The sequence below is a fragment of the Dysgonomonas hofstadii genome, from assembly GCF_014196915.1.
Lineage (GTDB): Bacteria > Bacteroidota > Bacteroidia > Bacteroidales > Dysgonomonadaceae > Dysgonomonas > Dysgonomonas hofstadii.
The window spans coordinates 314,931-332,450 of record NZ_JACIEP010000003.1 but is presented as its reverse complement, the minus strand read 5'-3'; the positions used below and the strand labels follow the sequence as shown (position 1 = coordinate 332,450).

The following is a 17,520-nucleotide window of genomic DNA, read 5'->3' as shown; positions in this document are numbered from 1 at the left end:
ACATGAAAAAACTCCTGCTTTTAATGATGTTCTCTATTCTAGGTTATACCTGTATATATTCAGAAGAAACACCATTACAGATTGAAACCAGTATTAGTCTAAAATCACCCGGAAATCCTTCTGTTACTTACAAGTTACAGTCATCGGCCGATGGTTTGTTAAAAGCTGAAAATGAGATTCCTGTTCAAATAAAGCGGAGTCAGACAAGTAATGGCAACACAACAGAGGTCAAGGTTACTCTGGTTGCATCAGAAAGAGTATATTATAATCTGGAGCAAGTATATAAACTTGCAGGAATGTCTCATGATGATTGCGAATTTTATATGCCGGGTTTCTGGTATCATCGGAATCTGCGTTCGCCAAAAGAAGCTCCGTCCTTCCACACAAGCGATAGCTGGCAGGTAAGGGAAGACCGTCTTAGTACTCCTTTAACCGGTATTTATAATAATAAGACCGGTGATTATTATACAGTTTTGCGTATAGATGACTTTAAAGATGAAAGCCTTAGCACGCATAATGCTGGTGAGATAATTCTTAATAGCAAAACATCGATAGGATTTACCGGATTCCGTAATATTAACGGAACCTCAGCTCTGGTTTTCGGGTTTCCTTATTTTGAAGCGCCAAAAACTTATATCCGGAAATTGACACTTAATCCTTCTGTACAGGCTTTCGAGAAATTAGAGAAAAATGAAACCCGGGAATTAGTTTGGATTATAAAGAAATCGAAAACTGAGAACTTTTCCGGTTTTGTTGCCGATATATGGAACTATTCATACGATACATTCAGGCCGCAACTTGTGAAAACCGGTTACGATACTGCATTAGCCAAAAAGGTATTGTCTAATTTCTTTGTTGAAAGCTATGTGGACAAATACGATCTGAAATATTTCTCGGGAGTACATATGCGCACTGATAACTGTGCAAGTACAGGTTCGGTAGAGATCGGTTTTGTCGGACGCGTGCTTTTAAATGCTTTCAATGCACTGGAATATGGTGAGGAAACGAACAATAATGACCTCATAGGGAAAGCTAATTCTATCTTTGACAGTTATTTGCAATATGGCTTCACTCCTAACGGATTTTTCAGGGAGTTCGTAGATTACGCTCGTAATACAGAAACTGATATTTATAGTATCCGCCGTCAGTCGGAAGGGGTATTTGCTATACTCAACTATCTTGATTACGAAAAGAAGAGAGGGCGTAAACATCCGGAATGGGAAGTAAAAATTAAAACTATCCTTGCTAATTTCCTCAAATTACAGGAAAAAGACGGGTCTTTCCCCCGTAAATTCGATGATAAATTTAAACTTCTGGATGCCACAGGAGGAAGCACTCCTTCTGCCACCCTGCCTCTGACGATGGCATACACATATTTCAAAGATAAAACATACCTCGATGCTGCAAAACTGACAGCAGTATACCTCGAAAAAGAGTTGGTTTCCAAATCAGATTATTTCTCTTCTACTCTCGATGCCAACTGTGAGGACAAAGAGGCTTCCCTGTATGCTTCCACAGCTATGTACTACTTGTCGATGGTAACCAAAGACAAAGAACGTCAGCATTATATCGATCTGTGTAAACAGGCTGCTTATTTCTGCCTTTCGTGGTATTACATGTGGGATGTACCTTTTGCCGGAGGACAGATGTTAGGAGATGTCGGATTCAAGTCGCGGGGATGGGGAAATGTATCTGTAGAGAACAACCATATCGATGTATTTATTTTCGAATTTGCCACCGTATTGGATTGGTTGGCTAAGGAAAGGAAAGAACCCCGTTTCTCTGAATTTTCCAATGTTATCAAAACATCTATGCTGCAATTGATGCCGGTAAAAGGACATATGTTCAATATAGGAAAAGTTGGTTACTATCCCGAAGTAGTTCAGCATACCAACTGGGATTATGGAAAGAATGGTAAAGGATTCTACAATGATATTTTTGCTCCGGGGTGGACAGTCGCTTCTCTTTGGCAAATGCTGAGTCCCGACCGTGTGGAAAATTATTTCAACAGTAAAAAATAATAATGATGCAAAGAACTCTATTATCTATTCTTTGTTTACTACTGATAACGGGTTCCGGTTGTAAAACTAACAAAACAAAGCTGGAAAACATCAGTGTAAATAATGAAAACAAGTACTACTCTAATCCTGTGATAAGCGAAAGTTTGCCCGACCCGACTATTCTCAAGGCGAAGGATGGATATTTTTACCTGTATGCAACAGAAAATATTCGTAACATTCCTATCTATAAGTCGAAAGACCTGACTGAATGGACTTTTGTCGGAACAGCTTTTACTCCGGATACCCGCCCGGCATTCGAACCTAAAGGCGGGCTTTGGGCTCCGGATATTAATTACATAAACGGAAAATATGTACTTTATTATTCAATGTCTGTCTGGGGTGGTGAATGGACATGTGGTATAGGAGTAGCCGTAGCAGACAGGCCTGAAGGTCCTTTCACCGATAAGGGAAAACTATTCAGGAGTAATGAGATCGATGTTAAAAACTCTATAGACCAATTCTATATAGAAGAAAAAGGAAAAAAATATCTCTTCTGGGGTAGCTTCCGGGGTATTTATGCCATCGAACTCAGCCCGGATGGATTGAGCCTGAAATCCGGAGCAGAAAAGCAGCAAATTGCCGGAACCGCCTTTGAAGGGACATATATCTACAAACGGGGAAAATATTATTATCTGTTTGCTTCTATAGGTACTTGCTGCGAAGGTGTAAAAAGTACTTACCAACTGGTTGTCGGTCGCTCGAAGTCATTGTTCGGACCTTATGTGGATAAAACAGGTAAGGATATGATGGATAACGGGTATTTATTGGTAATTGGTTCCAATAAACGCTTTGTCGGCAACGGACATTGCTCCGAAATAGTGCAGGACGGTAACGGTAATGACTGGTTGTTCTATCATGGTATAGATACGGAGAAACCAAAGGGCAGAGTGCTTATGCTGGACAGGATCGAATGGGATAGTCAGGACTGGCCTTATGTGAAAGGTTCGTCGCCTTCGTTATCTGCTGAAAGACCGGGATTTAAATGAATGAAAGAAATAAGTCAAAAACGGTATTTTTTGCCAATTAGGCATACCTGACTAGAATTTCCCTTTTAATGACTGATTTGTTTTATTTTTTTGACAAATAATACTCTTTCTTTGAATGAAGTTAACGTGTATATGAGCCGTTCCTGTTGTGTGTGTTATTTAATAATCATGAAAAATAATTAAATTAAATCTATAAATACCGGATGCTGATCAATAACGAAAAATTAGTACATAATAATATAAATAATATAACATTTTCAGATGTCATTTTTCTCTTTGAAAATTTGGCAATTAGCTCTATTTTGTTAGAGAGAGAGAGAGAGAGAGAGAGAGAGAGAGAGAGAGAGCAACAAACCAATAAAAATAGACAATTTTACGGTCTCGGGAAATATATTTCTTCAGGACTGTTTACATTTTTACTTATTTAATATATAGAAACCCTTGTTTCGGATAGATAATATCCGGGATGAGGGTTATTTACATTTCGGATTTTGATAAAGATATATGAAAAACAAACCTAATTATTTAATCACTATGGAAAAATATATAAAGATATTTTTGTTATTATTCGTCCTTTCCTCTCAACTATTGTATGCCCAAACTGATATGCTGGAAGATTTTCCAAAAGGATACTCTCCCGAAGAAGTAGGAAAGCGTTTGGCCTATCGTTTTGTGGATTCAAAGCACGCCCTGCATGCGGGGAAATGGATTAGCTACCCCGAAACATTCTATTGGAACGGTTCCCTCAAATTTGCTGCAATAACAAAAGATGATAAACTCCTTAAACTTCTGCAAAATAAGTTTAATATTCTGATGACATCCGAAAAAGAATTGCTTCCCATAAAGAATCATGTCGATTTGAATATGTTCGGGAGTCTGCCATTGGAATTATATCAAATAACAAAAGAAAAGCAGTATAAGGATTTGGGTATACCTTATGCAGATACTCAATGGCAAGTGCCTACGGATGCAAAACCGGAGGAAAAAGCCTGGGCTGATAAAGGATACACCTGGCAAACCCGCCTGTGGATTGACGATATGTATATGATTACTATTGTCCAGACACAAGCCTATAAAGTAACCGGAGACCGTAAATATATAGACCGGGCAGCGAAAGAAATGGTCATGTATCTGGATGAATTGCAACGGCCTAACGGCTTGTTCTATCATGCACCTGATGTTCCGTTCTTTTGGGGACGGGGAAACGGGTGGATGGCCGCTGGTATGGCAGAATTGCTCCGTTATTTGCCGCAAGATAATGCAGACAGGCCACGCATTATGGAAGGCTATCATACGATGATGAAAAGTCTGCTGAATTATCAAAGGCCAAGTGGTATGTGGAATCAATTGATCGACGAAGCCGATTGCTGGGCCGAAACATCTGCTTCGGCTATGTTTACTTATGCGTTCATCGTGGGAGTAAGAAATGGCTGGCTAGACGCTAAAGAATATGCTCCGGCAGCCCGTAAAGCATGGATCGTATTGACACACTATATTGATGACAGGGGTGGCGTAAGAGAAGTTTGTGTAGGGACAAACAAAAAGAACGACAAAAAGTATTATTATGACCGTCCGCGCCGTACCGGCGACTATCATGGGCAAGCCCCGTATCTTTGGTGTGTTGCCGCTCTTCTGGAAAAGTAACCGGTTGATCTGAATTATTGTTCTCTTGACTTTTTGATTCTCAATCTTAAAGGAATCTATCATTGAGTGCAAAAAATGAAAACCATTTATTTATAATATCAACTTGCTTACTAATATTTTGACTTACAGACTGTAGCCAATCTATCATAATTGCAGTTAGTTTTATGAAATATACAACATTAAACAGGCGTGACTTTCTCAAGAAAGCAGGTATGGCAGGGACAGCTGTTGCTTTTGCATCGAGCCCCTGGTTATCGGTATTTGCCGATAGTAAACACACAGATAGATCTGTGGCACGGATAGGAATTATCGGTCCGGGGTCTCGGGGTAGATATCTGATGCAATTTTTGGCAAACGATCCGAAAGTGGAAATTACCGGATTATGCGATACGTACCAGCCATCATTAGATGAGGCTCTGAAAATAACGCCTGAAGCTAAGGTATATAGCGATTACCGAAAATTACTGGAGGATAAGGCTATCGACGCCGTGGTTATCGCAACCCCACTCAATACACATTGCCAGATTGCCCTGGATGCTTTTGATGCGGGAAAGCATGTCTTTTGCGAAAAGAGCATTGGTTTTACCATGGAAGAGTGCTTTGCAATGTATAATAAGCATAAGTCTACCGGAAAGGTATTCTTTTCGGGGCAGCAACGCCTCTTCGATCCCCGCTATATAAAGGCGATGGAGATGATCCATTCGGGCATTTTCGGCAATATACAGGCCATCCGTACATTCTGGTTCCGCAACGGAGACTGGCGGAGGGCTGTACCTTCTCCCCAACTCGAGCGGCAAATAAACTGGCGCCTCTATCGGGAATATTCCAAAGGGTTGATGACAGAGCTGGCTTGCCATCAATTGCAGATAGGCAGTTGGGCACTGCAATCTATTCCAAATAAAGTGATGGGGCATGGAGCCATCACTTACTGGAAAGACGGAAGGGAAGTATACGACAATGTCAGTTGCCTGTACGTATTCGACAATGGAGAGAAACTGACTTTCGAGTCCGTCATATCCAATCAGTTTTACGGGCTGGAAGAACAAATTCTCGGACATCTGGGTACTATTGAACCCGAAAAAGGAAAATATTATTTCGAAAATACGGCTCCTGCTCCCGGCTTCCTGAGGCTGATCAATGATATAGAGCACCAGCTATTCGACACCTTGCCTTTTGCCGGTACCAGCTGGGCGCCGGAGACAGCGAAAGATAATGCAGGTGAATACATACTAGGCGAAAAACCGAAAGGAGATGGGACAGACCTGATGCTGAACGCTTTTGCAGAAGCTGTTATAACAGAAAAGCAACCGGCAAAAGTTGCAGAGGAAGGGTATTATGCCAGTGTACTCACTTTGTTGGGTGATATGGCCATCGAAAAGGGGGAGATCCTGACTTTCCCCGAAGAATTTAAGCTCGATTATCTTAATCATCGTAAATCTCTGATATAATGAAAGACACGGTAATCACATCTAAACGAAAAAGAACGGAGATTATAACCTGGCTGATTTGCTTTTTTATAGCCAACCTTATCAATCTGTATGCTGTAATCGTGTACGACAATACACTTTTTAGCGAGCTCTTTACTTCATTGGGATATGTGTTTGTAGCTTCTGTCGCGATATATCTTGTGTGGACCGCTATACGTGTACTTTTCTATGGACTAAAAAGTGCTTTTAAGACTAAAAAGTAATATTTGCTTATGCTTCCTCTACAACATATATATAAGCAATTTGAAACAGAAGCGGTTTTCTATGCTTGGTTTATTTCTATGCATACCAGAGTCGATATTGTCCTCAACGGTAAGGATGAAGAACAACTGATGCAAATAACGGAGAATATATACAGGAAGCTATACGCACTGGAAAAAACAGGTGATTTCTACAATCCTTCCAGTGAGTTATCCGCTGTAAATAATACAGAAAAAGGAATACCCAGAGTTGTCAGCAACGATTTATTTACCATGATAGAAATGTGTATTTCCCATAACAAAAGGACAGACGGATATTTTGATATTTCGATAGATTCTGACGATTACACTGCTGATACCATAAAACATTTATCGATCTCAAAAAAAGATCAGGCTGTAACATTAAACCAAAAAGGCATGAAACTGAATTTATCCGGTTTTGTTAAGGGTTATGCACTGGATCAGATAAAAGAAATACTGGCAGAAAAAAATATAAATAATGCCCTTATAAATATAGGGAACAGTTCTGTCTTGGCTATCGGAAATCACCCTTTTGGAAATGGATGGAAAATTGGTGTGACTTTTCCTACCGCTACCGGCAATAAAGAAATAGTGCTAATCGACAAATGTCTGACAACATCAGGTAACCATACGGCTTGCCGCAAGCATATAAAGTCGCCCTATACCGGAAAATATATAGAGGGAATCAATGGTATATCGGTAATAACAAATAGCGCGGCCGACGGGGAGGCACTCTCAACAGCCCTGTTTGCTGCAGAACCGGAAAAGAGAGCCGGTATTTTACGCCAATTCGAAGCTACTGTATATAGTCTGTAATACTTTTAAATAAAATATAAACTAATGATAACACGACGAAATTTTTTAAGAAGAGCCGGAGCTGCAACAGCAGGACTTGTTGTAGGCGGTATAGGCTCGGTAAATGCTCTTAATGCCGAAAGCTATCAAAGAGTGAACGGTGCCAATAGAAAAGTCAATCTGGCTTGCATTGGTGTCGGATACCGGGGTGCCGATATAATAAAGGAGCTTGAAAAAACAGGTCTGGCAAATATTGTCGCTCTTTGTGATGTGGATATGGGAGCTAAGCATACCCGTGAAATCATGGGAAAATTTCCCAAAGCGAAGCAATTCAAAGACTTCCGCCAGATGTTTGATAAAATGGGAAATGAGATCGAAGCTGTTTCGGTAGGAACACCCGATCATTCGCATTTTCCTATTTGTATGATGGCCATGGCACTGGGGAAACATGTGTACGTGGAGAAGCCTATGGCCCGTACGTTTTACGAAGCAGAACTGATGATGCAGGCCGCCGCGAAATATCCGAATGTAGTCACTCAGGTGGGAAACCAGGGACATTCCGAGGCAAATTACTTCCAGTTTAAAGCATGGAAGGAGGCCGGAATAATAAAAGATGTAACAGAAGTCGTTGCCCACATGAATTCGCCACGCAGATGGCACGGATGGGATACGAATATATATAAACTGCCTGAGGGACAGCCCATACCGCAGGGGATGGACTGGGATACATGGCTGATGTCAGTGCCATATCATGATTACAACGACAAATATCATCATGGTAACTGGCGCTGTTGGTACGATTTCGGAATGGGAGCTCTTGGTGACTGGGGTGCACATATCCTTGATACGGTGCATGAATTTCTCGATTTGGGACTGCCTTATGAGGTTAACCCAGTAATGTTGGAAGGGCATAATGATTATTTCTTTCCAATGTCTTCCACTATTCAATTCCGCTTCCCAAGACGTGGCGATATGCCGGCAATGGATATTATGTGGTACGATGGGATAAATAATCAGCCGTCACTACCCAAAGGATATGGAGCATCGGAACTTGACCCTAATATACCAACCGTGGCAGGAGGTAAAATGGAAGCCAGAAAGTTGAATCCGGGGAAAATAATTTATTCAAAAGACCTGATTTTTAAAGGAGGATCGCATGGTAGTACATTATCTATAATTCCGGAAGAAAAAGCAAAGGAGATGGCTTCGAAGTTACCGCAGGTGCCTAAGAGCCCGTCCAATCATTTTGCTAACTTTTTAAAGGCCTGTATGGGAGAGGAGAAAACCCGTTCGCCATTCGGGGTATTCGGACCACTTAGCCAGGTATTCTCACTGGGAGTAATCGCTCAACGGATGAACACGCCGCTATTATTAGATAGAAATGCGAAGGAAATTACCAATAATCATTTTGCTAATGCTCTTTTAGCCGGTTTGCCGCCACGGAGAAACTGGGAACAATACTATAAAATATGATCAGAATTTAAATAATAAACAAACTATAGCCGGTAATCTTCTTGGAAAAAATACCAATGCAAATTGTTACCTCTTCCCGGCTCTTTTTCAAAAAATAACTCATTGGGTTAAGTTGTAAAAAAGATAAAGGTTTATCATTTTTTTGATAGGATAAGGTCAAAGGTCAAAAGGTTTACAACTCAGAATTGATTAGGGAAGAGGTTTTTAATTATAACACATAAAACAGATGAAAATGAGAAAAACATTATTATTTATTGTATCCATATTGTGTTGTTTTTCAATGATAAATGCTCAAGAGAACCAATCTAATACATTAACGGAGCAAGAAGTCAGGGAAGGATGGAAATTACTATGGGATGGGAAAACTACTAACGGTTGGCGAGGAGCAAAACTAAATTCATTTCCCCAAAAAGGGTGGAGTATAAGAGACGGAGTGCTGAAAGTCCATAAAAGCGGTGGTGCAGAGTCGGCCAACGGAGGCGACATCGTTACAGTGAAAAAATATAAGAATTTCATTCTGAAAGTTGATTTTAAAATAACAAAAGGAGCAAACAGCGGTATTAAATATTTCGTTGACTCGGATATGAACAAAGGCCAGGGCTCGGCAATTGGCTGCGAATTCCAGATACTGGACGATGATAACCATCCCGATGCTAAGCTGGGAACTAAAGGCAACAGGACTTTAGGTTCATTGTATGATTTGATCCCGTCTAAAAGAGGTAATTCTTTTAAGTTCGATATAAATGATTTCAATACTGCCATGGTTATTGTAAAAGACAATAAGGTAGAGCATTGGCTTAACGGAGTGAAAGTCGTAGAATATGAGCGTAACAATCAAATGTTCAATGCCCTTGTCGCATACAGTAAATATAAAAACTGGCCCGATTTTGGGAATCTTGCTGAAGGCAATATCTTATTACAGGATCATGGAGATGAAGTATATTTCAAAAATATAAAAATCAAAGAACTGGAATAAAACTTGTGTCTAATACCAAAATGGAATTGTTACATCTGCCTCAGGATTTAACAGACACTTAGTACCTATGAAAAATATACATACAGCACATTAGTGCCGAACTCAATATAACAGTGAGATATTTAAACAAACTTAATTTAGACCCTATTTTTATGAAAATGAAAAACAGTATGAAAATTCAACATTGGTGGATGATGTTGATGCTCATCGTTCTTTGTGTATCGTGCAAAGACGATAAATCCGATACGGATTCGCAAGCTTACGATCCATCGAAACCTGTAGTGGTTTCTGATTTCACTCCGAAAGAGGGAGGAGCCAGCCAAAGATTGGTTATCTACGGTGATAATTTTGGTAATGATCCGTCAAGGATCAAAGTAACTATTGGCGGAAAAAATGCACCGGTAATCGGGGTAAACAATCAATCCCTGTATTGTATGGTTCCAGCCAAGGCTTATGATGGTGATATTGAAGTATATATCCTCGATGAAAAAGGGGACGAGATTGCTTCAGCTGGAGCTGAGGAAATTTTTGTCTATCAAAAGAAGATGCTCGTAAGTTCTTTTTTGGGAGAGATGTACGAAAATAACACGAAGTATGATATAATAAATGGCCCGTTTGGCGCATGCGGCGGATTCGAAAAAATGGAATGGTTTACATTCGATCCGATGAACCATAATCATTTGTATATAACCGGTTATGAAAAATCGATCCGGATGGTCGATTTTGAAAAAGAATATGTAAGCACTTTTGTCTCGGGTGTACCCAAACCTTCTGCTAATGGAATACCTTGCATAAATTTCACATTGGATGGCGATATGATTGTTACCCATGACCAATCCAATGATACCCAACCGGGCAATTACCTGCTTACCCGTGCATCAGGTTTTACAGCGATGTCTCCATTGGCGAATGGCCGTGGTACCAGGGCTGCCGCTGTACATCCGGTGAATGGAGAGTATTATTTTGCATTCTATAATACCGGTATGGTATGGCGGGGTGAGGTTAATTCGACAAGCGCAGTGAACGTATTCAGGGTTCCGAATGCTTCAGTAAGGATTTTTATTATCATTCACCCGACAGGAAATTATGCCTATATAATAGTGAATAACAGGCAGTATATTATGCGTACCGATTATAATTGGACAACAAAAACCTTCACAGAACCTTATCTGGTAATTGGTCAGGATAATAAAAAAGGCCATCAGGATGGAGTAGGTAGTAATACACTGATGAACGAACCACAACAGGGTGTTTTCGTCAAAAATCCGGACTATGAAGGAGAGGATGATGAATATGATTTCTATTTTACAGATAAATTGAATCATGTAGTCCGCAAATTGACACCACAAGGCAGGGTTTCTACTTTTGCCGGCAATCCTGGAGTTGAAGGATATAAAGATGGTGATCTACGCTTGGATGCCCTTTTCAGAGCTCCGGCCGGAATGATATATGACGAAGAAAGGCAATGCTTCTATATAGGGGATACCAACAACCATCGTATCCGTAAGATTGCTTATGAAGAATAATAAATTGAAAGACACAAAATAAATATGAGAAACTTATTATTAACATGTATTTTGTTACTCGGGTTTTCAGTCAGCGCTTACGCACAGCAGGCTGTAGAGATAACCGGTGTTGTAACTGACTCAAACAACGAACCTTTGATCGGGGCTAGTGTATCTGTAAGCAATATGGCCGGATTGGGAGTCATAACCGATATAGAAGGGAAATACAGGATTAAAATACCGGCTTATAGTACACTGGTTTTTACTTATATCGGATTCGATAAAGTAGAAATATTGGTGAAAGAGCAAAAGGTCGTAAATGTTATCATGAAGGAATCGGATACGAGTGTGCTCAACGAGGTTGTCGTAACAGGAACGGGAGTGCAGAAGAAAGTAGCCGTGACGGGAGCTATCACAACAGTCAATGTAGACGACTTAAAAGCAAGTCCGAGTGCATCCATAGCCGATGGTCTGGCCGGTGTAGTTCCGGGTATAATGGCTATGCAGACAGATGGCCGTCCGGGTAGCACATCCGAATTCTGGGTGCGTAGTATCGCTACATTCGGAGGCAGCAGCGCGGCATTGGTTTTGGTCGATGGCTTCGAGCGCGATCTGAATGAGGTCAGTGTGGAAGATATAGAATCATTTTCTGTACTCAAAGATGCTTCAGCTACTGCTATTTATGGTAGTAAAGGTGCTAATGGTGTAATCCTTGTTAATACCAAGCGTGGTAATGAAGGGAAAATTAGTATTAATGCAAAGCTAGAAGGGTTTTATAGCATGTTGACCAAAACTCCGGATTTTGCAGACGGATATACATATGCCTCCCTGGCTAATGAAGCAAGAATTTCACGCAACCAGGATGTTCTCTATCAACCTGAAGAGCTCGAAATACTCCGTTTAGGCCTTGACAAAGATTTATATCCGGACGAAGACTGGATGGATATTTTGTTGCGTGACGGTTCGTGGAGTACACGTGCCAATTTAAGTATGAGAGGGGGAGGAAGAACAGCCCGTTATTTCATATCGGGAAGCTACCAGAACCAGGAGGGTATGTATAAGGTAGACAATTCATTGAAAGATTATAATACCAATGCCAATTTCAAGAAATACACCTACCGTCTGAATGTCGATATCGATATTACAAAATCTACCCTGTTGAAAGTGGGGGTTTCCGGTTCGTTGCGTAAGCAAAACGATGCAGGAATAGGAAGTGACGCAATCTGGACGGCACTGATGGGATATAATCCGATAATGGCGCCAAAGGTTTATTCTAATGGGTATGCTCCTGCTTATGGAGACGATAACGGAGACCGTTTCAATCCATGGACACAGGCTACCCAAACCGGATTCAGGGAAAACTGGGACAACAATATTCAGACCAGCGTGGTTTTGGAGCAAAAACTCGATTTCGTAACAAAAGGACTCTTCTTTACAGGGCGCTTTGGCTACGATACCGAGAATAGTAATTCCATCAGACGCTACAAACAGCCGGCCATGTACAGAGCCGAAAAAACGAGGGATGAAAACGGGAATCTTATATTTACAGAAGTTGCAAAGCAACAGGAAATGACACAATCTTCTGGTGGTACCGGAAAACGAAATGAATTTTTTGAATGGGAATTGCGCTATGAGCGTGGATTTAACAATCATAATGTAGGAGGAGTTTTGAAATATACCCAATCTTCTAAGACTCAGACGGTAAATCTTGGAGATGACCTTAAGAATGGGATGGCGCGCCGTAATCAGGGATTGGCCGGACGTTTCCATTACAATTATGCAAGCCGTTATTTTTTCGATTTCAATTTCGGATATACCGGATCAGAGAACTATCATAAGGATAACCGCTTTGGATTCTTTCCGGCTTTTTCAGGAGCATGGAACATTGCCGGAGAGTCTATCTTCAAAGATATGAATTGGATAGATATGTTCAAAGTACGTTATTCATGGGGTAAAGCCGGAAATGATAATTTTAAAGATGCTAGTGGCAACGATATGCGTTTCTCTTATTTGTACACTATTGCTACAAGAGCGAGCACTGTCTATAATTTTGGGGACTTTGGTTATGATAGAGCATATTCCGGTAAATACTATTCTGTCATATCTTCTCCATATGTTAGCTGGGAAGTCGCCACCAAACAGGATTTAGGACTCGATTTTTCTTTTCTCGGCGACAGATTTTCTGGAACAATCGATTATTTTCACGAAAAACGTGATGATGTTTTTCAGGAACGTAATTATCTCCCTTGGTCGGTGGGTGTAGAGAGTAGCCCATGGGCGAATATAGGTAAAGTAAAAGCGTATGGATTTGACGGAAACTTCGCCTACAAGCAGAAAGTAGGAAACGTTAATTTTACTTTACGCGGTAATATGACCTACGGTAAAAATGAGATTCTCGAAAAAGATGAAGAATATTCTATCTATTCATACACACTGGATAAAGGCCATCGTATAAATCAGCTTAAGGGCTTGGTCGCATTGGGTTTGTTTAAAGACTATGATGAAATCCGGAACAGTCCTACTCAAACATTTGGAGAAGTAATGCCGGGGGATATCAAGTACAAGGATATCAACGGTGATGGTAAAATAGATCAGTACGATAGAGTAGTTATTGGTTCCACAACAAAACCTAATCTGACTTACGGTTTCGGGCTTTCTACCAAATGGAAAGGACTGGATGTAAATGTGCATTTCCAGGGAGTAGGGAAAACGTCTGTACAGATATCCGGCTCTTCTGTACATATGTTTAGTTTAGGCGACGGCTGGGGAAATATATTGGACGACCTGGCTAACTCAAACCGTTGGGTATTAGGTGAGAACGAAGACCCGAATGCGGACTATCCGCGTTTGACTTACGGAGGAAATAGCAATAACTATCAGAGTTCAACATTCTGGCTCAGGGATGGTTCTTATTTGCGCCTGAAAACACTGGATGTCGGTTATACGTTACCTACAAGCCTGGTGAGTAAATTATATCTGAATAATGTACGTGTTTTCTTTGTAGGTACCAATTTGCTTACATTTACCAGCTTTAAATTATGGGATCCTGAATTAGGTAATAGCACAGGGAAAAAATATCCGCTTAGTAAAACTCTTTCATTGGGTATCTCAGTTTCACTATAAACATTAAAAGTATATGAAGAAAATAATTATAATATTATCTGTTGTAGTAGGGTTAAGTCTGACTCTTGGCGGATGCTCAGACTATCTGGACTCTGATTACATATTTGATGAACGTCTGTCTATAGAGGATGTTTTCCAGAATAGAGACTATACAAATGAGTGGTTGGCTGATGCTTATTCATATTTAGGCAATGGCTATCTACAGGATGTATGTAGCAAGAAGAGCATTCCTTTCAATTTTGCCGACGATATGTATTACGGTGACGAATCGGACGGATATAAAAGATGGAAAAGCGGACAGTATACCGAAAGTGGCGATCATGGTGAAACTCAATATGTTTGGCAGTATGCATACAGAGGAATTCGCCAGGCATCTATCTTTCTGCAGCATATAGATGAAAGTAAAGTGTTTGATGACGCGGAAATTACCGATTTCAAAGGACAGGCCCACTTCCTGAGAGCTTATTTCTATTGGATTATGTTGCGCCTGTATGGCCCGGTACCTCTTATCGATGGCGGGGTTGTAGATTATATGAAAGAATATGACGAGATTGCACAAGCCAGAAATACATATGACGAATGTGTGGACTATATTACCGCAGATTTGGTAGAAGCAGCTAAACTGCTTTCACCAGATAAACGTCCTGTACAGGAAATTGCCCGTCCTACACGTGGGGCAGCGCTGGCCTTGCGTGCGAAAGTCTTGCTGTTTGCCGCCAGCCCTTTGTATAACGGAAAAGCTCCGGCCGAAGTGACTTCAGCTTTGATAAATCCGGATGGTACACCGTTGCTTCCCGCTACTTATGACGAATCTAAATGGGCAAAAGCTGCCGCTGCGGCTTTAGATGTGATGGACATAAACCGTTATAGCTTGTATGTTGCTTATGTGAGAAGTAACAGTAATAATATAGCTTATCCGAATACTCTTACTCCATATGATGATGGTAATTTTTCTAATAACGACTGGCCTCTTGGTTATAAAAACATAGATCCTTTCGAATCGTATCGTTCAGTCTTCAATGGAGACCTCGAAGCCAGTGATAATCCTGAACTTATCTTTACCCGTGGCCAGAATGGTTCGGGAGAAGATGTGGCTACTATGGTTGTTCACCAATTACCTCGTCTGCATGGCAAAGGATACAGTTCGCATGGTATGACACTCAAGCAATGCGATGCCTATTATATGGCAGATGGAACAGATTGTGCGGGTATGAATTCTGTGTATGCCGATATCCCGGAATATGCAGGCCGTTTCAATACACTTCCTCGCGAAACAGGTTTTGTTACAGCTGGTGATCTTTCCAACTATCCTGAGTTGGGTTCACTGGGTACAGGAGTATCTAAACAATATGCAAAACGCGAACCTCGTTTTTATGCATCCGTGGCTTACAATGGAAGCACATGGAATTTGTTGAATGCAGAAGCTACGAAAGATGAATTGGCAAACCAACAGGTGTTTTATTATCGTGGAAGCGGTAACGGATATTCGAATGCAACTTACTGGTTACGTACCGGTATTGGCATAAAGAAATATGTAAGTCCGTATGATATAAGTAACACCATTTCGACAGCTTATGATAAGAGCAGGTTTACAAAAAAAGTTGATCCGGCTATCCGTTATGCCGAAGTCCTGCTTATCTATGCCGAGGCTTTGAATGAATTAACCAGTAGTCATAATATTCCATCGTGGGACGGAAGCAAGACTCATACCGTTAGCCGCAATATCGGCGAGTTGAAAAAAGGTATTCAGCCTGTTCGTATCCGTGCGGGAGTTCCCGATTATGGAGATGATGTATATGGTAATCAGGATATGTTCCGCATGAAGTTGAAACGTGAACGTCAGATCGAATTATTTGCAGAAGGACACCGTTATTTCGACCTTCGTCGCTGGATGGATGCTCCGGTAGAGGAAGCCGCACAGGTATACGGATGTAATCCTTATGCGACCAAAGATCTGGCAGTAGAGTTTCATATTCCTACTCTGGCGGCTTCATTGCCGACTATATTTGCCCGTAAGATGTGGTTCCTGCCTATTCATCATACCGAGCTGAGACGTAATCCTAAATTGATTCAGAATCCGGGCTGGACTACTCCGGAATAACTCTTATAATCAGAAGAAAATGAAATATATATATTATCTGCTTTTAGCTGTGTGCGCAGTGATATGCTGTGTATCATGTAATAACGAATGGGAAGATGAGCAATATAAATATTTAGCCTCATTCAAAGCGAACCCTAATACGTTAGGGGTGACACCGATATATGTACGTTATAAATCTCAGGGAAAAGTGACGTATCAACTTCCGCTCATTATCAGTGGTTCCAATCAGAACTCAAAGGAGCAAACGATACATGTCGGTTTAGACCCTGATACATTGGCTATAGTGAACAAAGAGGGATTTGGGCATCGTGACGAACTTTATTTCAAGCAGTTAGGAACTACGTATTACACAATGCCCGAATCTGTAACAATTCCTGCCGGTGAATCTACATCTACTATACCTATCGAATTTTCATTAGGTGATCTGGATCAGACATACAAATGGCTATTGCCGTTGAAAATACTCGATGATCCGTCATACGATTATCAGGTCAATCCTCATAAGTACTTTCAAAGAGCGATGTTGTATATTAATCCGTTCAATGATTATTCAGGTAAATATAGTGGGACTTTAATGAAAATGTTTCTGTTACCCGATACAGAAACAGCTTTGACCATGCCGCAGATCAAAACTTATGTGGTGGATGAGGAGACAATCTTCTTTTATGCAGGTCTTAGGGATGAGGACTATCTCGATCGTAAAATGTATAAGATATATATCAAATTTACGGATGAAAGAATTGATATCCAGAAAAAGAAGTTGGAAGTCTATAGCGATAATCCGTTGATTAATTTCCAGTCCACCGGAGAACCATATTATACAATGGACGAATCGATGGATGAAACAAAAGTTTATCTGAAAAAAATATTTATTAATATCGGTTTAAGTTATACATTCGAAGACTATACCTCTACCCCGGGTACTCCTATTAAATATTCGGTGAGTGGAACCATGGGAATGGAGCGTAGATTGAATACATTGATTCCTGACGAGGATCAGCAGATTGAATGGGATTAGTAGCAACCTGTTTTTAGATTGTATGGGGTTATCTGTAAAAATGGTAGCCCCATATCAATTTTGCAAAAGATGCCTGTGAAGGAACAAATACGAAAAATATTTTTATTGTCCTATCTGCAAAGAAAAGATAC

At 40.6% G+C, this 17,520-nt stretch carries 11 protein-coding genes and 1 pseudogene; all 12 read left to right on the top strand.

Going from position 1 to position 17,520, the window contains the following annotated elements; all coding sequences use genetic code 11:
• The first annotated feature begins 2 nt into the window (after positions 1-2).
• The 12 genes and pseudogenes from GGR21_RS05715 (at position 3) to GGR21_RS05660 (ending at position 17,389) form a co-directional block, all read left to right on the top strand.
• Complete coding sequence (locus tag GGR21_RS05715; protein ID WP_183306223.1) at positions 3-2,021, top strand: hypothetical protein; 2,019 nt, start codon at positions 3-5, stop codon at positions 2,019-2,021.
• 2 nt (positions 2,022-2,023) lie between these two features.
• A complete protein-coding gene (locus GGR21_RS05710; protein ID WP_183306222.1) occupies positions 2,024-3,046 on the top strand; it encodes a family 43 glycosylhydrolase in 1,023 nt (340 codons plus the stop codon).
• Positions 3,047-3,580: 534 nt separating this feature from the next.
• Entirely contained in the window at positions 3,581-4,690 is a 1,110-nt protein-coding gene (locus GGR21_RS05705) for a glycoside hydrolase family 88/105 protein (RefSeq protein WP_183306221.1), read from the top strand.
• 164 nt (positions 4,691-4,854) lie between these two features.
• Positions 4,855-6,138 (top strand): Gfo/Idh/MocA family oxidoreductase, encoded by a 1,284-nt coding sequence (locus tag GGR21_RS05700; protein WP_183306220.1) that lies wholly within the window; start codon positions 4,855-4,857, stop codon positions 6,136-6,138.
• A complete protein-coding gene (locus GGR21_RS05695) occupies positions 6,138-6,380 on the top strand; it encodes a hypothetical protein (RefSeq protein WP_183306219.1) in 243 nt (80 codons plus the stop codon). The genes GGR21_RS05700 and GGR21_RS05695 overlap by 1 nt, the downstream gene beginning before the upstream one ends.
• A 9-nt stretch (positions 6,381-6,389) precedes the next feature.
• Entirely contained in the window at positions 6,390-7,214 is an 825-nt protein-coding gene (locus tag GGR21_RS05690; protein ID WP_183306218.1) for an FAD:protein FMN transferase, read from the top strand.
• Positions 7,215-7,238: 24 nt separating this feature from the next.
• Complete coding sequence (locus tag GGR21_RS05685; RefSeq protein ID WP_183306217.1) at positions 7,239-8,666, top strand: Gfo/Idh/MocA family oxidoreductase; 1,428 nt, start codon at positions 7,239-7,241, stop codon at positions 8,664-8,666.
• A 325-nt stretch (positions 8,667-8,991) separates the two neighbouring features.
• Positions 8,992-9,642, top strand: a pseudogene (locus GGR21_RS05680) (3-keto-disaccharide hydrolase); the annotation flags it as partial.
• 170 nt (positions 9,643-9,812) lie between these two features.
• On the top strand, positions 9,813-11,168 hold the full coding sequence (locus GGR21_RS05675; protein WP_246348000.1) for an IPT/TIG domain-containing protein: 1,356 nt from the start codon (positions 9,813-9,815) through the stop codon (positions 11,166-11,168).
• Positions 11,169-11,192: 24 nt separating this feature from the next.
• Positions 11,193-14,270 (top strand): SusC/RagA family TonB-linked outer membrane protein, encoded by a 3,078-nt coding sequence (locus GGR21_RS05670; protein ID WP_183306214.1) that lies wholly within the window; start codon positions 11,193-11,195, stop codon positions 14,268-14,270.
• A 13-nt stretch (positions 14,271-14,283) separates the two neighbouring features.
• Positions 14,284-16,371 (top strand): RagB/SusD family nutrient uptake outer membrane protein, encoded by a 2,088-nt coding sequence (locus GGR21_RS05665; protein ID WP_183306213.1) that lies wholly within the window; start codon positions 14,284-14,286, stop codon positions 16,369-16,371.
• 19 nt (positions 16,372-16,390) lie between these two features.
• Positions 16,391-17,389, top strand: a complete 999-nt coding sequence (locus tag GGR21_RS05660; RefSeq protein ID WP_183306212.1) for a DUF4973 domain-containing protein — start codon at positions 16,391-16,393, stop codon at positions 17,387-17,389.
• Positions 17,390-17,520 lie beyond the last annotated feature (131 nt).